Source organism: Janibacter hoylei PVAS-1, assembly GCF_004025845.1.
GTDB classification, from domain to species: domain Bacteria; phylum Actinomycetota; class Actinomycetes; order Actinomycetales; family Dermatophilaceae; genus Janibacter; species Janibacter hoylei.
Map to the genome: position 1 here is coordinate 28,067 of NZ_PIPF01000010.1, position 17,163 is coordinate 45,229.

19 protein-coding genes are annotated in these 17,163 nt (G+C 72.6%); 6 read left to right on the forward strand and 13 right to left on the reverse strand.

Annotation, left to right across the window (positions count from 1 at the left end; all coding sequences use genetic code 11):
* Window positions 1-57: 57 nt before the first annotated feature.
* Complete coding sequence (locus tag CWN80_RS10140) at window positions 58-528, forward strand: MaoC family dehydratase (RefSeq protein ID WP_007928679.1); 471 nt, start codon at window positions 58-60, stop codon at window positions 526-528.
* Here the strand turns inward: CWN80_RS10140 and CWN80_RS10145 are convergent.
* The 3 genes from CWN80_RS10145 to CWN80_RS10155 are packed head-to-tail and all read right to left on the reverse strand — an operon-like array spanning window position 518 to window position 2,990.
* Window positions 518-1,027: a thioesterase family protein gene (locus tag CWN80_RS10145; protein WP_128277239.1), complete on the reverse strand. Its 510-nt coding sequence runs from the start codon at window positions 1,025-1,027 to the stop codon at window positions 518-520. The two genes, CWN80_RS10140 and CWN80_RS10145, sit on opposite strands and share 11 nt — an antisense overlap.
* Complete coding sequence (locus tag CWN80_RS10150) at window positions 1,024-1,977, reverse strand: NADPH:quinone oxidoreductase family protein (RefSeq protein WP_007928677.1); 954 nt, start codon at window positions 1,975-1,977, stop codon at window positions 1,024-1,026. Before CWN80_RS10150 ends, CWN80_RS10145 begins: the two co-directional genes overlap by 4 nt.
* Before the next feature lie 11 nt (window positions 1,978-1,988).
* A complete protein-coding gene (locus CWN80_RS10155; RefSeq protein WP_007928676.1) occupies window positions 1,989-2,990 on the reverse strand; it encodes an NADP-dependent oxidoreductase in 1,002 nt (333 codons plus the stop codon).
* Window positions 2,991-3,125: 135 nt separating this feature from the next.
* Between CWN80_RS10155 and CWN80_RS10160 the strand changes: the two genes are divergently transcribed.
* Window positions 3,126-3,911, forward strand: a complete 786-nt coding sequence (locus tag CWN80_RS10160) for an SDR family oxidoreductase (RefSeq protein WP_007928675.1) — start codon at window positions 3,126-3,128, stop codon at window positions 3,909-3,911.
* A 20-nt stretch (window positions 3,912-3,931) separates the two neighbouring features.
* Here the strand turns inward: CWN80_RS10160 and CWN80_RS10165 are convergent, their stop codons facing one another.
* The 4 genes from CWN80_RS10165 to CWN80_RS10180 are packed head-to-tail and all read right to left on the reverse strand — an operon-like array spanning window position 3,932 to window position 7,615.
* A complete protein-coding gene (locus CWN80_RS10165; RefSeq protein WP_040881489.1) occupies window positions 3,932-4,612 on the reverse strand; it encodes a TetR/AcrR family transcriptional regulator in 681 nt (226 codons plus the stop codon).
* 10 nt (window positions 4,613-4,622) lie between these two features.
* Window positions 4,623-5,663 carry a phosphotransferase family protein gene (locus CWN80_RS10170; RefSeq protein ID WP_040881478.1) on the reverse strand — a complete coding sequence of 347 codons (1,041 nt, stop codon included), beginning with the start codon at window positions 5,661-5,663 and terminating at the stop codon, window positions 4,623-4,625.
* A 15-nt stretch (window positions 5,664-5,678) separates the two neighbouring features.
* Window positions 5,679-6,905 (reverse strand): acyl-CoA dehydrogenase family protein, encoded by a 1,227-nt coding sequence (locus CWN80_RS10175; RefSeq protein WP_007928672.1) that lies wholly within the window; start codon window positions 6,903-6,905, stop codon window positions 5,679-5,681.
* A 41-nt stretch (window positions 6,906-6,946) separates the two neighbouring features.
* Window positions 6,947-7,615 carry an HAD family hydrolase gene (locus CWN80_RS10180; RefSeq protein ID WP_007928671.1) on the reverse strand — a complete coding sequence of 223 codons (669 nt, stop codon included), beginning with the start codon at window positions 7,613-7,615 and terminating at the stop codon, window positions 6,947-6,949.
* Window positions 7,616-7,761: 146 nt separating this feature from the next.
* Between CWN80_RS10180 and CWN80_RS10185 the strand changes: the two genes are divergently transcribed.
* The 3 genes from CWN80_RS10185 to CWN80_RS10195 are packed head-to-tail and all read left to right on the forward strand — an operon-like array spanning window position 7,762 to window position 10,515.
* Entirely contained in the window at window positions 7,762-9,057 is a 1,296-nt protein-coding gene (locus CWN80_RS10185) for an MFS transporter (protein ID WP_007928669.1), read from the forward strand.
* Entirely contained in the window at window positions 9,054-9,860 is an 807-nt protein-coding gene (locus tag CWN80_RS10190) for an enoyl-CoA hydratase-related protein (RefSeq protein WP_128277241.1), read from the forward strand. The genes CWN80_RS10185 and CWN80_RS10190 overlap by 4 nt, the downstream gene beginning before the upstream one ends.
* A 55-nt stretch (window positions 9,861-9,915) precedes the next feature.
* Window positions 9,916-10,515 (forward strand): dienelactone hydrolase family protein, encoded by a 600-nt coding sequence (locus CWN80_RS10195; RefSeq protein ID WP_007925642.1) that lies wholly within the window; start codon window positions 9,916-9,918, stop codon window positions 10,513-10,515.
* A 3-nt stretch (window positions 10,516-10,518) separates the two neighbouring features.
* Here CWN80_RS10195 and CWN80_RS10200 read toward each other — a convergent pair whose 3' ends face one another.
* The 5 genes from CWN80_RS10200 to CWN80_RS10220 all read right to left on the reverse strand — a co-directional run bounded on the left by CWN80_RS10200 (window position 10,519) and on the right by CWN80_RS10220 (window position 13,464).
* Window positions 10,519-11,478 (reverse strand): phosphotriesterase family protein, encoded by a 960-nt coding sequence (locus CWN80_RS10200; protein WP_007925641.1) that lies wholly within the window; start codon window positions 11,476-11,478, stop codon window positions 10,519-10,521.
* A gap of 78 nt (window positions 11,479-11,556) precedes the next feature.
* Entirely contained in the window at window positions 11,557-11,883 is a 327-nt protein-coding gene (locus CWN80_RS10205) for a hypothetical protein (protein WP_007925640.1), read from the reverse strand.
* 27 nt (window positions 11,884-11,910) lie between these two features.
* Window positions 11,911-12,474, reverse strand: coding sequence for a methylated-DNA--[protein]-cysteine S-methyltransferase (locus CWN80_RS10210; protein ID WP_007925638.1), 564 nt, complete (start codon window positions 12,472-12,474; stop codon window positions 11,911-11,913).
* Window positions 12,471-12,950, reverse strand: coding sequence for an RNA polymerase sigma factor (locus CWN80_RS10215; RefSeq protein WP_007925636.1), 480 nt, complete (start codon window positions 12,948-12,950; stop codon window positions 12,471-12,473). Before CWN80_RS10215 ends, CWN80_RS10210 begins: the two co-directional genes overlap by 4 nt.
* Entirely contained in the window at window positions 12,937-13,464 is a 528-nt protein-coding gene (locus CWN80_RS10220; RefSeq protein WP_040880801.1) for a methylated-DNA--[protein]-cysteine S-methyltransferase, read from the reverse strand. The genes CWN80_RS10215 and CWN80_RS10220 overlap by 14 nt, the downstream gene beginning before the upstream one ends.
* Before the next feature lie 65 nt (window positions 13,465-13,529).
* Here CWN80_RS10220 and CWN80_RS10225 point away from each other — a divergent pair, with 65 nt between their 5' ends.
* Window positions 13,530-14,522 (forward strand): NADPH:quinone oxidoreductase family protein, encoded by a 993-nt coding sequence (locus CWN80_RS10225; RefSeq protein ID WP_007925633.1) that lies wholly within the window; start codon window positions 13,530-13,532, stop codon window positions 14,520-14,522.
* Between the two features lie 156 nt (window positions 14,523-14,678).
* Here the strand turns inward: CWN80_RS10225 and pepN are convergent, their stop codons facing one another.
* Window positions 14,679-17,150, reverse strand: coding sequence for an aminopeptidase N (gene pepN, locus CWN80_RS10230; protein ID WP_007925632.1), 2,472 nt, complete (start codon window positions 17,148-17,150; stop codon window positions 14,679-14,681).
* Between the last annotated feature and the right edge of the window lie 13 nt (window positions 17,151-17,163).

The window sequence follows — 17,163 nt, forward strand, 5'->3', positions numbered from 1 at the left end:
GCCGGGTTCAAGTTCAACTAGGTTCGAGGGACCAGATCGTGACCGAAGGAGCTCACCGTGACCCAGACCGCGCAGCACCGCCCCACCTCCGTGCAGGACCTCAAGGACCTCGTCGGTACCCGGCTCGGCCCGACCGAGTGGCACGTCGTCGACCAGGCGAAGATCGACGCCTTCGCCGACCTCACCGGCGACCACCAGTGGATCCACGTCGACCCGCAGCGGGCGGCCGACTCCCCCTTCGGCTCGACGATCGCGCACGGGCTCTACAGCCTCTCGCGCACGCCGGCCTTCCTGGAGGAGCTCATGGCCTTCGACGGCTTCGCGCACAGCCTCAACTACGGCTACGACAAGGTGCGCTTCATCCACCCGCTGCCGGTGGACTCGCGCATCCGCCTCGTCGCCGAGCTGACATCGGTCGAGGAGACCGGCCCGGGGGCGGTCAAGGTCGTCACGACCCTCACCGTCGAGGCCGAGGGCATCGACAAGCCGATCCTCGTCGCGGAGTCGATCGGCCGCTTCAGCGCCTGACCCCGATGGCCCCGCACGTCGGGGCCGGCCAGGGCAGTGCCGCGTGGGCCGCCACGAGCTCGTCGATCCGCTCGGCGATCGTGGGGGCCCACGCGCACGCCCGGCGGGTCGTCAGGTCGACGTGCGCCTCGAGGACCTCGAGCAAATTGGCCACCTGCCCGGTCGTGCGGTCGACGACGAAGGAGATCGCGTGCATGACCTTGTCGCCACGCGCCACCCAGCGCAGGTGCACGCTCACCTCGTGGCCGACGTGCACCTCGCCGAGGAAGCGCAGGTGCTGCTCGACGCTGAAGATGCTCCAGCCGGTCTCGGCCCGGTAGGCGTCGTCGACCCCGAGCGCCGTGAGCGCCGCCTCGGCGCCGCGCAGGTGCAGGTCGTAGTAGCGGGCGACGTTGACGTGGCCGTTGACGTCCTCCCACTCCGGCGGGGCCGTCTCGACGATCACCGCCGGGAGGGCGAGGACCTCCTGGATCGAAGGGGGCGGCGCCGCGGTCGTCATGGGAGCAGCAGCACCTTGCCGGTGACCTGCCGGGTCTCGAGCGAGCCGATCGCCGCAGCCGCCTCCTCGAGCGGGTAGGTCGTGCCGAGCACCGGGTCGAGGGCGCCGCTGCGCAGGTGTGGGAGCATCGCCTCCCACTCGGTGCCGATGTGCCCGGGGCGAGGCATCGCGTAGGCGCCCCAGCCGACCCCGACGACGCTGATGTTGTTGAGCAGCAGCCGGTTGACCTTGACCTGCGGGATGTCGCCGGCGGTGAAGCCGATGACGAGCAGGCGACCGTGCTCGCGCAGCGCACGCAGCGAGTCGGTGAAGCGCTCGCCACCCACGGGGTCGACGACGACGTCGACGCTCGCCTTGCCCACGGCGTCGAGGAAGCCGTCGGCGAGGACGACCTCGTCGGCACCTGCGGCCCGGGCGATCTCCCCCTTCGCCTCGGTGGAGACGACACCGATGACCCTGCCGGCACCGAAGGCCTTGGCCATCTGGATCGCGGCGGTGCCGATGCCACCGGCGGCGCCGTGCACGAGGACGGTCTCGCCCTCGGCGAGGTGACCGCGCTCGAGCAGCGCGAAGTAGACGGTCGCGTAGTTGAAGGTGAAGGCGGCACCCGCCTCGAAGCCGACCTCGTCGGGCAGGCGGAAGGTCAGGTCCGGGCTCGCCTGGGCGACCTCGGCGAAGCCCCCGAGCATCGTCAGGGCCGCGACCCGGTCACCGGCGGCGAAGCCGCTGCCCTCGGGCGCGGCCGTGACGACCCCGGCCACCTCTGCCCCCGGGACGAAGGGGAGGTCCGGCTTCATCTGGTAGAGCCCGCGGGTCTGGAGCAGCTCGGGGAAGGCCACGCCGGCGGCCTTGACCTCGATCGTCACCTGGCGCGGGTCCGCCGGTGCGGGGACGTCGACGAGCTCGACGGCCTCGGGGCCGTCGAGGGAGGAGATGTGGATGGCGCGCATGTGGGGCCCTTTCAGATCGCGAGGAGGAGCTTGCCGGTGTTGACCCCGTCGAAGAGGCCGAGGAGTGCGTCGGGGAAGGCGGGGACGCCGCCCTCGAGGATCGTCTCGGTCGCCACGAAGCGACCGTCGCCGATGAGCTCGCTGATCCCGGCGATCGCCTCGCCGTAGCGGTCCTCGTAGTCCATGACGACGAAGCCCTGCATGCTCGCGCGGAAAACCAGCAGGGCCATGTAGCGCCGCGGCCCCTCGGCGAGGGTCTCGTCGTTGTAGGTCGAGATGGCGCCGCAGATGGCGATGCGCGCGCCGTGCGCGAGATTGGCCAGCGCGGCGTCGAGCAGCTCGCCGCCGACGTTGTCGAAGTAGACGTCGACACCGTCGGGAGCGGCCCGGCGCACCTGACGCAGCAGGTCACCCTCGCGCCGGTCGATGACTTCGTCGAGGCCGAGGTCGCGCAGCCAGGCGACCTTGTCCGGGCCGCCGGCGACGCCGATGACCCGGCACCCCTTGGCCTTGGCCAGCTGGGCGACGGTGGATCCCACAGCGCCGGCCGCGGCCGAGACGAGGACGGTGTCACCGGGCTGGGCCCGGCCGACGTCCTCGAGCCCGAACCACGCGGTCATGCCGGGCATCCCGAGCGCGCCGAGCCAGGTGCTCATCGGGGCGACGTCGAGGTCGAGGCGGGCGACCCCCTTCCCGTCCGAGATCGCGTACTCACGCACCCCGAAGGTGCCGCTCACGACGTCACCGACGGCGAAGTCGTCGTGCTGGGACGCGACGACGGTGCCGGCGCCGAAGGCGCGCATGACGGCGCCGATCTGCACCGGCGGCAGGTAGGAGCGCACGTCGTTGAGCCAGCCGCGCATCGCCGGGTCGAGCGAGATCTGCTGCAGCTGGACGAGGAACTCCCCCGGCCCCGGCTCGGCGACCTCGGTCGTGGCGAGCTCCCAGGTGCTCGCGTCGGGGCGGCCCTGTGGGCGGGCGGCGAGACGGATCTCCTGCGAGGTCCGGGACATGTGAGCTCCTGTGGTCGACGTGCCGGTGCGGCGCCAGCCTGTCACAATATGAATCCGGCTTCAACTACTGTTGAACCCTGATTCAGGTCACGCTACGGTCGAGGGGACACCCCCCCTTCGAGCGTCAGGACTGACATGGACCTCACCGCACTCTTCTCCCTCGAGGGCCGCGTCGCCCTCGTCACCGGCGGCAGCCGCGGCATCGGCCGGATGATCACCGAGGGACTGCTGGCGCAGGGCGCCACGGTCTACATCACCGCCCGCAAGGAGGAGGCCTGCCGGGCCACCGCGGCCGACCTGTCGCAGCAGTACGGCGAAGGGCGCTGCGTCGCCCTGCCCAGCGACGTCTCGACGACCGCCGGGATCGCTGCGCTGCTCGACGCCTTCCGCGAGCACGAGGACCACCTCGACGTCCTCGTCAACAACGCCGGCGCGGCGTGGGGAGCGGGCTTCGAGGAGTTCCCCGAGAGCGGCTGGGACAAGGTCATGGACCTCAACGTCAAGGCGCCCTTCTTCCTCACCCAGGCGGCCAAGGCGCTGCTGCTCGCCGGCCGCGAGCGCAGCGGTCGCCTCGCCAAGGTCATCAACATCGCCTCGATCGACGGGCTCTCGCTCAACCCGCTGGAGACCTACAGCTACCACGCGAGCAAGGCGGGGGTCGTGCACCTGACGAAGCGCCTGGCGGTCCGGCTCGCACCCGAGGGCATCATCGTCTCGGCGATCGCGCCGGGCGCCTTCGCGTCGTCGATGAACAAGGAGGCCCGTGACGAGGAGGAGGCGACCGCCGCCCAGATCCCCTCGGGCCGGATCGGGCGTGACGAGGACATGGCCGCCGCGGCGGTCTACCTCGCCTCCGACGCCGGCGACTACGTCGTGGGCAGCACGCTCACCGTCGACGGCGGGGTCAACATCGCCCGATGAGGGCGGGCGGGTCCTGCGCGTCAGTCGGCGCGCAGGACCGGCTGGGTCAGGCCGAGCGCATTGGTCCACAGCCGGGTCGCGGTCGTGACGACGTCGTCGACCGTCTCGGGGCCACCGATGACGAAGACGTCGTAGGCCAGGCGGGCCACCATGCCCGACAGGGCCATCGCCGCGAGCTCCGGGTCGACGTCACGGTCGGCGAGGCCGCGCTCCTGCAGGTCGCGGATGGCGCGCGAGTTGCGGGCGACGAAGGCCTCGCTGCGCGCCCGACGCAGCTCGCGGAAACGGGGATCGACGGCAGCGACCTGCTGGAGCAGGACGTTGAGCTTGGCATTGCGCCGGAAGGCCTCGAAGTAGGCCCGGTTGCTCGCGGCGATGATCGCAATCGGGTCGTCCGTGGTCTCGATGCGCCCCGTGCCCGGGTGGAGCATGTCGCTCTGCGCCTCGTGCAGCACGGCCGCGAGGACCTCGTCCTTGTTGTCGAACCACGTGTAGAAGCTGCCGATCGAGCACTTCGCCTCGGCGGCGATGTCGACGAGACGCGAGTCGACGTAGCCGTCCCGCTCGAAGACCGTGCGTGCGGCCGCGATGAGCGCATCACGGGTCCGCTTACCCCGGGCGGTCTGGGGCAGGGACCCCAGCCGCTCGACGTCGACGAGGTCGGGGACCTCATGGGTGGCGGTGTCGCGCTCGCTGGGCATGGCGGACACCCTAGTCCGCCGAGCCGTCCAGGACGGTGTGCGCGAAGTGGACGAGCTGGTCGACCGCCTCGGCCGGGATCGCGCCGAGCGCCGTGAGGTTGCGCGGGTCGTCCTGCTGCCGGCGGCGCACCCCCTCGAGGATGATCGCGAGCTTCCACAGCCCGAGCGCGTGCCAGAAGGGCACGGCGGAGACGTCACGGCCGGTCGCCCGTGCGTAGCGGTCGACGAGCTCGGCCCGGGTGGCGAAGCCCGGGGTCGTCGACGCGTCGAAGCGCATCGTCGGCGGGTCGCCGGCCATGGGCCAGTAGGCGAGCAGCGTGCCGAGGTCGGCGAGCGGGTCGCCCAGCGTGCACAGCTCCCAGTCGAGGATCGCGCGCACCCGGGCGGTCTGCGGGTCGATGATGACATTGCGCAGGTGGCTGTCGCCGTGGACGAGGACGACCTCGTGGGCTCCCGGGTCGAGGGCGACGAGTCGCTCGGAGAGCCGCTCGAGCTCGGGCACGTCGCGGGTGCGGGAGAGCTCCCACTGCCCGGCCCAGCGCCGCAGCTGGCGGGCCGCGTAGGGCTTGTGGCTGGCCAGGTCCGCCAGGCCGACGCCCTCGAGGTCGACGGCGTGGATGCGGGCGAGGGTGTCCACGAGTTCCAGGCCGGTCGCGTGGCGCGCGTCCGGGCCGAGCCGCTCGGCGTCCTCGCGCCCGTCGAGGACCGCTCCCTCGACGAAGGAGACCGCGAGGAGCGGCACGTCGGTGACGGCCGGGTCCTCGCACAGCCCGTACACGACGGGCACCGGCACGTCCGTGCCCTGGAGCGCGGAGAGGATCCGGTGCTCGCGCGCCACGTCGTGGGCCGAGGCGAGCAGCTCGCCGAGCGGTGGCCGGCGCAGCACGACGCGGGCCCCGCGGGCGTCCGTGGCGAGGTAGGTGAGGTTGGACTGCCCGAGCCCGACCCGGGCGTAGTCCACCGGCTCCTCGATGCCGATGCCCAGGCCGGCCAGCCACCGGGTCGTCGCCCCGGTGTCGAGCCCCTCCGTCACGTCATTTCGATCGCTCATGCCTCATCCTCGCCGTCAGCCCTGGTCCTTGCCCCACTGGGGGCTGCGACGACGGTACTCCCGTCGTGCGATGGTCATCTTGTGCACCTCGTCCGGACCGTCGGCGAGGCGAAGGGTGCGCATGTGGGCGTACCACTGGGCGAGCGGGAAGTCGTCGCTCACGCCGCCACCGCCGTGGATCTGGATGGCCCGGTCGAGCACCTTGAGCGCGACGGCGGGCGCGGCGACCTTGATGGCGGCGATCTCGGTGCGCGCCACCTTGTTGCCCACCGTGTCCATCATGTGCGCGGCCTTGAGCGTCAGCAGCCGGGCCATCTCGATCTCGATGCGCGACTCGGCGACCCAGTCCATGACATTGGCCCGGTTGGCCACCGGCTCGCCGAAGGTCACCCGCGACTGGGCGCGGTCGATCATCAGGTCGAGGGCCCGCTCGGCGACCCCGATGGCGCGCATGCAGTGGTGGATCCGGCCGGGCCCGAGGCGGGCCTGGCTGATCATGAAGCCGTCACCCTCGCCGGCGAGCAGGGCCTCGCGGGGCACGCGCACGTCGGTGAAGGTCACCTCGGCGTGCCCCTCGCGGTCCATGTAGCCGAAGACGGGCAGGCCGCGCTCGATGCGCACCCCCGGGGTGTCGATCGGCACGACCATCATCGACTGCTGGCGGTGGGTGGGGGCCGACGGGTCGGTCTTGCCCATGACGATGAGGACCTTGCAGTTCTGGTGCAGGGCGTTGGAGGTCCACCACTTGCGGCCGTTGATGACGTACTCGTCGCCGTCGCGGACCATCGACGTCTCGACATTGGTCGCGTCCGAGCTGGCGACGGCCGGCTCCGTCATGGCAAAGGCGGAGGCCATCTCGCCCGCGAGCAGGGGCCCCAGGTAGCGCTCCTTGTGCTCGTCGGTGCCGAAGAGCGTGAGCACCTCCATGTTGCCGGTGTCGGGCGCATTGCAGTTGATGGCCTCGGGGGCGATCTCGATGCTGCGGCCGGTGATCTCGGCGATGTGGGCGTACTCGAGGTTCGTCAGACCGGGCCCCCACTCGGGGTGCGGGTGGAAGAGGTTCCACAGGCCCTGCCGACGGGCCTCGGCCTTGAGGTCCTCGAGGACCTGCGGGTGGTGGTTGGCGTCGCCGGAGGCGCGCATCTGCTCGCGGTAGACGCTCTCGGCCGGGTAGACGTGCTCGTCCATGAAGGCGAGCATCCGGTCGCGGTAGTCCTGGCCGCGTTCGCTGAGGTCGAGCATCGTGGGGTCCTTTGGTCGGGGTCGTGGTGGTCGAAGGGAGATCAGGCCGGGGTCGGCCTCGGCAGGACGAGCACCTCGCGGACGGCGCGGACGGTGTCGGCAGCGGTGCGGTGGTGGATGCCGCGGATGCCCAGGCGGGCCGCGCCGACGAGGTTGTGCTCGAGGTCGTCGACCATGACGCACTGCTCGGGCGCGAGGCCGAGGCGGTCGGCGGCGATGGCGTAGATGCGTCGCGAGGGCTTGCGCACGCCGACCTGCCCGGAGATCACGGTGACGTCGAAGAGCTCGTCGAGGTCGACCCGTGCGTAGCAGTCGCGGCCCAGCGAGTTGGAGACGAGCGCGACGGGCACGCCGGCCGCGCGGACCTCGCGGACGAGGTCGACCATCGGCTCGTCGAGGTCGAGGTGGTGCGCGAGCCGGGCGAGCAGTCCGCGAGCCTCGACCCGGCCACCGACCTCGGCGATCGCTGCCGCGAAGGCGTCCTCGAAGCCCTCGTCGTCCAGCCGCCCGACCTCGTGCTCGCCGAGCGCGGTCCGGGCACCCTCGTGCGTCGCGAGGAGGCGCAGGGCGGTGCGCGGGTCGAGGCCGGACTCGACGGAGAGGGCGCCGAAGGCGCGCTCGAGCGGGACGGTGAGCACTCCCCCGAAGTCGACGAGCAGCGCTGCGGCAGCGGGCTGCCGGCGCTGGGTCGTCGGCGACGTCGTCGTCATCGTGCGCTCCTGGGGTCGATCGGCTCTGGTCGACCGATGTCCCTCACAGGTATACTTGAACTCGGATTCAGATACAAGCCTGACGAGGAGCCGAGATCACCACCACGACCGCCCCGTATCGCAGCGCCACGGCGACCGCGATCGCGGTGCTCTTCGGCATCACCGGCCTGGGAAGCGCCGCCGTCGCGGTCGCGCTGCCCACGCTCGCCGAGGACCTCGAGGTCAGCACCGGCCGCGCCGCCCTCGTCGTCAGCTGCTACTCGCTCGCCCTCGCCGTCGGCAGCGCGGTCTGCGGGCGCCTGGGCGACCTGCTCGGCATCCGCCTGCCCCTGCTCGTCGGCCTCGCGATCATGGTCACGGCGGCCAGCGCCGGGGCACTCGTCGACTCGCTCCCGGCCCTCGTCGTGACGCGCACGCTGCAGGGGCTGGGCGCCTCGGCGGCGCCGGCCCTCACCCTCGCCGCGGTCCAGGCCCTCTTCGCCGGCGACGCCCGGGCGCGTGCCCTCGCGACCTATGCCGGCATCGGCGGCACGGTCAACGCGCTCGGCCCGGTCATCGGGTCGGCGCTCGTCGACCCCTTCGGCTGGCGCCCGGTCGTGGCCATCCCCGTCGCCACCCTCGCCCTCGCCCCCTTCGTCTGGCGGGTACTGCCCTCCGACCGGCAGGCCGGCGCCACCCTGGACCCCGTGGGGACCCTCCTCGTCGCGCTCGCCGCGCTCGGCGCGGTGCTCTCGCTCCAGGCCGCGACACTCGGGCCGCCCGTCGCGCTCGTCGGCCTCGCGCTGCTCGTGCTCGCGACGCCGACGGCCGTGCTGCGATCCCGCCGGGTCCCCACCGGGATCGTGCCGGCCGCGCTGCTGCGCAGCGACGCCGCGGTGCGCTCCCTGCTCACCGCGGCCAGCCTGTCGTCCGCGTGGTTCGGGATGCTCGTCGCGGTGCCGACGAGCTTCGCCGGGCGCGGGTGGACCGGCGTGCAGGTCGGCCTGCTCCTCGTGCCGGCTGCGGTTTTGGGCGTCGTCGCCCCGCGCATCACCGGCCCGCTCCTCATCCGGCTCGGCGCCGTCCGCAGCCAGCTCGTCGCGACGACGGGCGTCACCGCCGCGGTCCTGCTGGCCGCGCTCGGCACCGCTGCCGGGCAGCCCGCGCTCGTCGTCGCCGCGACGCTCGCGCTCATGCTCTCCTTCGGCCTCGGGCAGCCGGCGATGACCACGCTCGTCGCCGACTCCGTCCCGCGGGTGACGCGCGGCGGCGCGCTCGGCCTGCTGACGCTGTGCTTCCTGCTCGGCGGCAGCCTCGGCGCGGCGGCCGTCGGCGGCCTCGGCGACGCCCTCGGCTGGCCACGCGCCCTCGCCCTGCTCGCCGCCCTCCCGGCGATCGGCGCGCTCGCCTTCGCCCGCCCCCTTCGTCCGAACCCGATCCTCGACACCCAGGAGCATGCATGACCACCGACCACGTCCTCGACGACCTCACCGACGGCATCCTGACGATCACGCTCAACCGGCCCGACCGCCGCAATGCGATGTCACCGGAGATGATCGAGCGTCTCGGCGACCTCCTCGAGCGGGCCGACACCGACCCGGCCGTGCGGGTCGTCGTCCTCACCGGCGCCGGACGCGCCTTCTGCTCCGGCGGCGACGTGCAGCAGTTCGACGCGGACGGCGGCGAAGGGGGCGGCGCCAGCGAGGTCGACCCGGCCGCGGTCGCCGAGCAGCTGCGCCACCAGGAGCGCACCGTGGGGCGCCTCCACGCCCTGCGCGTCCCGGTCGTCGCCGCCCTGCCGGGCGCGGCAGCCGGCGCCGGCCTGGGGCTGGCCCTCGCCGCCGACCTGCGCATCGGCACGCCCCGCACCGTCGTCGCGACGGCCTTCGCGAGCATCGCCCTGTCCGGCGACTTCGGTGTCGCCTGGCTGCTCGAGCGGCTCGTCGGGCCAGCGGTGGCCCGCGAGCTGATGTTCTTGAACCCGCGCCTCGACGGGCAGGCCTGCCGCGACCTCGGCCTGCTCAACCGGATCGTGCCGGAGGAGGAGCTCGCGGCGCGCACCCGCGAGCTCGCCGAGCAGCTGGCGGCCGGCTCGGCGGGCACGCTCGCGAGCATCAAGCGCAACCTCCTCGAGGCACCGACTCAGACGCTCTCGGAGTCGATGGCTGCCGAGGTGCCGCGGCACAAGGCGTGCGGCCTGACCGCCGACCACGTCGAGGCGGCCCGAGCCTTCGTCGAGAAGCGGCCGCCGGTCTTCGCGCGCTGACGAGGTCGGGCTGCTCCCGCGCGACGCTGTCGGCGCACGGGTCTACGGTCAGGACATGGCACAGGTACTGCTCTTCCCGTCGGTGCTCGGTGTGCGTCAGGGCATCACCGACCTCGCCGAGGCACTCACCGCCGCCGGCCACAGCGTGACCACCGTCGACCACCTCGAGGGCGTCACCTTCGACGACTACCCGACCGCCGCAGCCCGCTCGCAGGAGATCGGCTTCCCCGCGCAGATGGCCTACGCGCGCGAGGCCACCGAGGGGGTCGCCCCCTTCGTCGCCGTCGGCTTCTCCAACGGCGCCGCCATGGCCCAGTGGGTCGCCGCCCAGCGCCCGGCCGACGCCCGCGGCGTCGTCATGGTCGGCGGCGGGATGGCCATGCGCCACCTCGAGGCGACGTGGCCGACCGGGGTGCCGGGGCAGGTCCACGTCACCGCCGGCGACCCCTTCCACGAGGAGGACCGGCAGGTCGACCCGATGGTCGACGAGCAGCTCCAGGACGACGTCGAGCAGGCCGGCGGCGCGTACTCGTACGTCGAGTACCAGGGCGAGGGACACCTCTTCAACGACCCGACGCTGACGTCGGAGTACCAGCCGGAGGAGGCGCGCATCCTCACCCGGCGGATCATCGAGTTCGTCGACGAAGTCGGCTGAGCCTCACTCGAAGTAGCGGCGGGGGTTGTCGACGAGCATCGTGTCGATGTCGCCCTCGCTCGCCCCGCCCTCGAGCAGTGCGGGGATGACGTCCTCGCTGATGTGGCGGAAGTTCCACCGCGGGACGACCTGGCGCTTGGCCTCGGGGTCGAACCAGTCGATGAAGCACGAGGCGTCGTGGGCGAGCACCATGCGCTCGGCGTAGCCGCGACGCAGCAGCTCGAGCACCGTGGCGACCCGGTCCTCGAAGGGCAGGAGCACGTCGAGCCCGAAGCGGTCCATGCCGAGGTAGGAGCCGGCGTCGGCGACCCGGCAGAGGTAGTCGACGTCGGTCGTGTCGCCGCTGTGGCCGATGACGACCTTGCCCAGGTCGGCGCCCTCCTCCGCGAGCACGCGCTGGGCGACGAGCCCGGACTGCGTGTGCGGGTTGGTGTGGACGGTGATGGGCGCGCCGGTGCGCACGTGGGCCTGGGCCACCGCCCGCATGACCCGCTCGACACCCGGGGTCAGTCCCTGCTCCTCGATGGCGCACTTGAGGAAGCCGGCGCGCACCCCGGTGTCCGAGATCCCCTCGGTGAGGTCCTTGACAAAGAGCTCGGTGAGCGGCTCCGGGACGTCGAAGAGCAGGCCGGGGCCGGTGTGGTGGAACTGGAAGGGGATCTCGTTGTACGTGTACACGCCCGTCGCGACGACGATGTTCAGGTCGACCTGCTCGGCCACCCGCTGGACCCGCGGCAGGTAGCGGCCGAGACCGATGACCGTCGGGTCGAGGATCGTGTCGATGCCGAGGCCGGGCAGCTCGCCGAGGTCCGCGACGGCCTCGGCCACCTTGGTCTCCTCGTCCCAGTCGGACTGGTAGTTCTGCCGGTACTCCTCGCCGACGACGAAGATGTGCTCGTGGGCGAGGACCCGCCCCAGGTCAGCGGAGTCGACACTCCCGGTCACGGTCGGTACGGCCACCATGGCGAACTCTCCTTCGAGTTGGGTGGCCCGAGCCTAGGCGTAATGTGAACTCAAGTTCAAGTGTGGCACGGCAGGCGGTCAGCGCAGCACCTGCCCCCGCAGCTCCGGGAGCAACCACGCCGCGGCTCCCGCCCCGACGAAGGCGACGGTGAAGCGCGAGAAGACGATGACCTCGCCCGAGGCTCCCCCGCGCTCGAGGACGACGGGGACGGTGAGCGGCGCGACGACCGACGCGATCCGCCCGAATCCGGCCGCGGCACCGGCACCGGTGCCCCGCAGCGCTGCCGGGTGGATCTCGGGCGTGATCGCGTAGAGCGCACCCCACGCCCGAGGTTGCGGTGCCCGAGCCGAGCAGCACTCTCGCGTGCTGGCGGGTGAAGGGGAGGCGCCCCAGTCCCTCGGCACGGGTCGCCCCGGCCGGTGGGGTGCTGCTCATCGAGCTGCCTCGAGCTCGAGCAGCGCGTGCTTCGCCTCGGGGCCGCCGCGGTATCCCCCGTCGCTCCCGTCGCTGCGCACGACCCGGTGGCAGGGCAGGAGCAGGGGCACGGGGTTGTGAGCGCAGGCGCTACCGACGGCCCGGACCGCGCGGGGCCGGCCGGTCATCGCGGCCACCTCGGCGTAGGTGGCGGTGCGGCCGAAGGGGATGCCCGGCAGCGCCGTGACGACCTCCCGGCGGTAGCCGTGGAGCAGACGCAGGTCGAGCGGCACCTCGGGTGCCGGCCCACCGCTGAAGTAACCGTCGAGACCGCGGGCCACGTCGTCGAGGCGCGCCGGTGCCTGCAGCACGCGGGAGCTGACCCGCTCGGCGAGGTCGGCCAGCACGGCGTCGTGACCCTCGACCTCGAAGCCGACCCGCACGACGCCCTCGGGTGTCGCCGCGACCAGCAGGGCACCGAGGGGCGAGTCGAGCACACGGTAGGCGACGTCGAGCAGGCCCTCGTCGGCCGCCCGGGTGACGAGCCGCGCGTGCAGGCGGTCGATATCGGTGGCGGTCATCGGATCTCCTTGTCCCGCAGGGTCTTCAGCCCGTCGCTGGCGGCGCGACGGGCGGCGGCGGGTGACCCGCCGACGAGGTCGACGATCTGCGCGTAGCTCAGACCGCCGAGGTAGCGATAGGTGATGACGTGGCGCTGCTTGTCCGGCAGCGCGGCGACGTGCCGCCAGATGCCCGCGTCGCCCTGCTCGGCGGCGGACGTGGCCCGCTCGGGCAGCTCCGCGACGGGGTCGGTGGCCCGCCGAGCACGCGCCCGGTGGACGTCGATGCACTTGCGTCGCGCGACGGTGACGAGCCAGGCCTCGACGTCGAGGTCGGTCGGCAGGTCCGGCCACGCCCGCAGCGCCGCGACGAAGGTCTCGCTCCACGCATCGTCCACGTCGGCGGCGTCGACGAGACCGCGGCAGACCGACAGCACCCGCGGCCCGTGCTGCCGCACGACCTGCTCGAAGGGGGCGGGCCCCTCAGAAGAGCGCATCGCGCTCCCGGGCCGGGGGCTCTTCGAGGGCGAGCAGCGTGCGCTTGCGGTCGAGCCCGCCGGCGTAGCCGGTGATCGAGCCGTCGGCCCCGACGACGCGGTGGCAGGGCACGAGGAGCGAGATCGGGTTGGCCCCCACGGCGCGGCCGACGGCCTGGGCTGCACCACCGGTCTCGCGGGCGAGGTCGCCGTAGGTGACGGTCTGGCCGTAGGGGATGCGCTCGAGCAGCGCCCAGACCCGCTGGTGGTGCTCACCCCCGCGCAGCTCGTAGGGCGTCGTGAAGTCTCTCCGGCTGCCCGCGAGGTACTCCTCGAGCTCGGTGGCGAGGGTCGCGAGGACCGGCTCGGCGGCGGGGTCGACGCGGGGTCCGTGATCAGCGCCCTCGGGCAGGGTCCAGTGGCCGGGGAAGTACAGGCCGACGACCACCGCCCCCTCCCCGGTGGCGTGGGCTCGGTCGACGACGGCAGTCAGTTCGCCCAGCTGCGTCGCGAGGACCGCGTGCCGTGTCGTCATGAGGTCGATCATGTCCCATGGACGTCTGCGGGAGCAGATGTGTGAGATCGGTAGCCTCCCGACCCATGAGCATCCGCGCCTGGCAGGTCCACGCACTCGGCGACGCCGCCGACGTCCTCACCCTCGGTGACATCGAGCGCCCCACCCCCGGCCCCGACCAGGTGCGCGTGCGGGTGCGAGCGACGGGCGTGAACTTCGCCGACACCCTCCTGTGCCGCGGCGAGTACCAGGTCAAGCCGTCGCCCCCCTTCGTCCCGGGGCTCGAGGTCTGCGGTGACGTCGTCGAGGTCGGCGAGCGGGTCACCCACGTCGCCGTCGGCGACCGGGTGCTCGGCGGCACGGCGCTGCCCCACGGCGGCTACGCGCAGGAGTGCCTCCTCGACGGCGCGAGCACCTTCATCGCGCCGGAAGGGCTCGACGACGCGGGGGCCGCGGCGCTGATGATCAGCTACCAGACCGGCTGGTTCGCGTTGCACCGCCGGGCTGCGCTGCAGGCCGGCGAGCACCTGCTCGTCCACGCTGCCTCCGGTGGGGTCGGCTCCGCCGCCGTCCAGCTCGGCAAGGCGGCCGGCGCCCACGTCATCGGCGTCGTCGGTGGTGCTGACAAGGTGGCGATCGCCCGCGAGCTCGGCTGCGACGTCGTCATCGACCGACGGGAGCAGGACGTCGTCGAGACGGTCACCCAGGTGACGGGTGGCCACGGCGCAGACGTCGTCTACGACCCGGTGGGCGGCCCGTCGTACACCGCGAGCACCAAGTGCATCGCCTTCGAGGGGCGGATCGTCGTCGTCGGCTTCGCCAGCGGACGGGTGCCCGAGCCGCGCCTCAACCACGCGCTCGTCAAGAACTACTCGATCCTCGGCCTGCACTGGAGCCTGTACCAGCAGCATGACCCGGCGGCCGTGCAGGAGGCGCACGCCGACCTCGTCCGGCTCGCCGACGCGGGCGCGGTGCGGCCGCTCGTCGCGGAGACCTTCGGCTTCGACGAGGTCCCGGCGGCACTCGCCCGCCTCGCGGGCGGGTCGAGCACCGGCCGGATCGTCGTCACCGGTACCTGACCCACGGCGCATCTCCCTAGGGAAATTCGGCCCCCGTGCGCATTTCCCTAGGGAAATGCGGCCCCGGCGAGCATTTCCCTAGGGAAATTCGGCCTCCCGTGGGCATTTCCCTAGGGAAATGCGGCGAAGGGGGCAGCGGGGCCCCCGTCGTCCGTCCTAGGCGGACGCGGGCGGGAAGGCACGGCGGGAGGCCAGCGCCTCCTCGAGCTCGGACTGCGCGTCGACGATCGCGCGCCGCACGCCCTGCTGCAGCTCGCCGGCGAGCGCCGCACGGGAGTGCGCGAGGGTCTCGTCGCTGACGAAGCGCGAGGGATAGGCCATCGACGCCACCCGCGAGAGGGCGTCCTCACCCAGCCAGGCGGTCATCGGCGGGATGTCGGTGAAGTACCGCGACACGTAGGGGGCGACGAGCGTCCGGTCCTGCGGCCCCCAGAAGCCGGCGGCGATCGCGACGAGCTCGTAGTTGCTGCGCTCGCGGTTGGTCGTGAGGTCGGCCCAGGCCGCGGCCTTCGCCTCGGCCGTCGGGATCGCGGCCCGGGCGGTGAGGGCGCCGAGCTGCCCCGTCATCGTCCGGTCCTGCTCGAGGGCCGCGTCGATCTCGGGTGCACCGATGAGACCACGCCGGCTGAGCTGGCCGAGGAGGATCCATCGGAAGTCAGCATCACCCTCGAGCCCGGCGGGCAGGTCCCGCCCTTCGGCCCAGGGGACGAGCCGGCGCTCGACGTCGTCCGTCGTCCGCGCCACGAGTCGCGCGGCGTGCAACGCCCGGGAGGAGCCCGGCTCCGCGTCGGCGAGGACCTGCTCACCGACGGCAGCCATCCGGGCCCGCGCGGCGTCCTGCTCGGCCTCCGGCAGGAGCACCCGGATGACACGGTTGGTCAGGTGCATGCCGGCGCGGGCGAAGATCGAGTCATTGGTCTCGGTGACGAGTGCGGCCTCGCCGAGGTCGACGAGCAGGCGCGGGTCGACCTGGGCGAGCGCGACCCCGTCGCGCAGACCGACCCACAGGACCGCCCGGGCCTGCTCGTCCGTCATGCGGGGCAGCTGCCCCCCGAGCGAGCGAAGGGAGGTCCCGTCGAGGATCGGCGTGGCCCACGTCAGGTCGCCGGCATTGGGCAGCACCAGCTCGGCACCGGTGTCGAGGCCGTCGACGGTCGCCCGGTCGGCGTCGAGGGTGAGCTGGACCCGCGAGGTCTCGGCACCGTCGGTGTAGGTCGCGATGTCGAAGGCGTGCGGTCGGTCCGCGGGGTGCTCCGGCGGTGCGGTGCGGGTGACCGAGCCGTCGCGCCCGACCTCGATCCGGTCGACACCGGCCGTCTCGAGCCAGGCGCGGCTCCAGTCGGCGAGCGGCTGGCCGCTCGCGGCCTCCATCGCGCCGAGGAAGTCGGCGAGCGTGCCGTTGCCGAAGGAGTGGTCGCCGAGGTACTGCCGGATGCCCTCGAGGAAGGCCTCGTCGCCGATGAACTCGATGAGCTGGCGGATGACCGCGGCGCCCTTCGCGTAGGAGATCCCGTCGAAGTTGGCCAGCGCCGACTTCGCGTCCGGGGCGGGCGACCCGGCGACGGGGTGGGTCGAGGGTGCCCGCTCGGCCCCGTAGCCCCAGGACTTGCGCGACATCGTCGAGTCGACCCAGGCCTCCGTGTAGTCGGTGGCCTCGACGAGGCACCGGTGGGCCATGTACTCGGCGAAGGACTCGTTGAGCCACAGGTCGTCCCACCACTTCGGGCTGACGAGGTCGCCGAACCACATGTGCGCCATCTCGTGGCTGATCGTGTTGGCGCGGGTCAGCAGCTCGTCACGCCCGACGGCACCGCGGAAGAGGTAGGCGTCGCGCACGACCACGCAGCCCGGGTTTTCCATCGCGCCCGCGTTGAACTCCGGCACGAAGACCTGGTCGTAGTCGTCGAAGGGGTAGCGGATGCCGAAGATCGAGTGGAAGTAGTCAAAGCTGCGCCGCGTGACGTCGAGCATCTCGGGCGCGTGCTCACGCAGCTGCTCCTCGAGGGAGCGTCGGGCCCACAGGCCGAGGCGGATGCCGTCGTGCTCGCCGGTCACCGACACGTACGGGCCCGCGCACAGCGCGACGAAGTAGGTCGACAGCGGGCGGGTCTCGGCGAGGTGCCACACCCCGCCGTCGGCGATCTGCGCCGCGCCGTTGCCGATGACCTGCCACTCCTGCGGCGCCTTGACGCACACCGCGTAGGGCGCCTTGACGTCCGGCTGGTCGATGCAGGCGAAGACGGCCGGCGCCGCGTCGAGGAAGAGGTGGCTGAAGACGTAGTCCTCGCCGTCGGCGGGGTCGGTCGCCCGGTGCAGGCCCTCGCCGTCGTGGCTGTAGGCCATCGTCGCGTCGACCTCGAGGACGTGCTCGCCGGCGGTCACCGCCAGCGGCAACCTCCCTTCGCGAAGGGAGGTGACGTCGAGCTCGACGCCGTCGAGTTGGGCGTGGTGCAGGGTCTCGGGCTTGACGTCGACGAAGGTCTGCCCGTCGGCGGCCGCTGTCAGGTGGATGCGGGTCACCGACCCGAAGGTCGCCGCCCCTCGGTCGAGGTCGAGCTCGACCTCCATCCGGGTCACGGACAGCAGATCGGCGCGGGCGATGGCTTCGTCACGGGTGAGGGAAGGCACGTCTGCATCCTGT

What these genes read in the sequence shown, in the direction of transcription:
- CWN80_RS10210 (WP_007925638.1), bottom strand. Translation starts at nt 12,474, where the DNA reads ATGACCGCCACCGATATCGACCGCCTGCACGCGCGGCTCGTCACCCGG.
- CWN80_RS10165 (WP_040881489.1), bottom strand. Translation starts at nt 4,612, where the DNA reads ATGCCCAGCGAGCGCGACACCGCCACCCATGAGGTCCCCGACCTCGTC.
- CWN80_RS10150 (WP_007928677.1), bottom strand. Translation starts at nt 1,977, where the DNA reads ATGCGCGCCATCCACATCTCCTCCCTCGACGGCCCCGAGGCCGTCGAG.
- CWN80_RS10180 (WP_007928671.1), bottom strand. Translation starts at nt 7,615, where the DNA reads ATGACGACGACGTCGCCGACGACCCAGCGCCGGCAGCCCGCTGCCGCA.
- CWN80_RS10225 (WP_007925633.1), top strand. Translation starts at nt 13,530, where the DNA reads ATGAGCATCCGCGCCTGGCAGGTCCACGCACTCGGCGACGCCGCCGAC.
- CWN80_RS10145 (WP_128277239.1), bottom strand. Translation starts at nt 1,027, where the DNA reads ATGACGACCGCGGCGCCGCCCCCTTCGATCCAGGAGGTCCTCGCCCTC.
- CWN80_RS10200 (WP_007925641.1), bottom strand. Translation starts at nt 11,478, where the DNA reads ATGGTGGCCGTACCGACCGTGACCGGGAGTGTCGACTCCGCTGACCTG.
- CWN80_RS10175 (WP_007928672.1), bottom strand. Translation starts at nt 6,905, where the DNA reads ATGCTCGACCTCAGCGAACGCGGCCAGGACTACCGCGACCGGATGCTC.
- CWN80_RS10155 (WP_007928676.1), bottom strand. Translation starts at nt 2,990, where the DNA reads ATGTCCCGGACCTCGCAGGAGATCCGTCTCGCCGCCCGCCCACAGGGC.
- CWN80_RS10170 (WP_040881478.1), bottom strand. Translation starts at nt 5,663, where the DNA reads ATGAGCGATCGAAATGACGTGACGGAGGGGCTCGACACCGGGGCGACG.
- CWN80_RS10220 (WP_040880801.1), bottom strand. Translation starts at nt 13,464, where the DNA reads ATGACGACACGGCACGCGGTCCTCGCGACGCAGCTGGGCGAACTGACT.
- CWN80_RS10195 (WP_007925642.1), top strand. Translation starts at nt 9,916, where the DNA reads ATGGCACAGGTACTGCTCTTCCCGTCGGTGCTCGGTGTGCGTCAGGGC.
- CWN80_RS10190 (WP_128277241.1), top strand. Translation starts at nt 9,054, where the DNA reads ATGACCACCGACCACGTCCTCGACGACCTCACCGACGGCATCCTGACG.
- CWN80_RS10215 (WP_007925636.1), bottom strand. Translation starts at nt 12,950, where the DNA reads ATGCGCTCTTCTGAGGGGCCCGCCCCCTTCGAGCAGGTCGTGCGGCAG.
- CWN80_RS10160 (WP_007928675.1), top strand. Translation starts at nt 3,126, where the DNA reads ATGGACCTCACCGCACTCTTCTCCCTCGAGGGCCGCGTCGCCCTCGTC.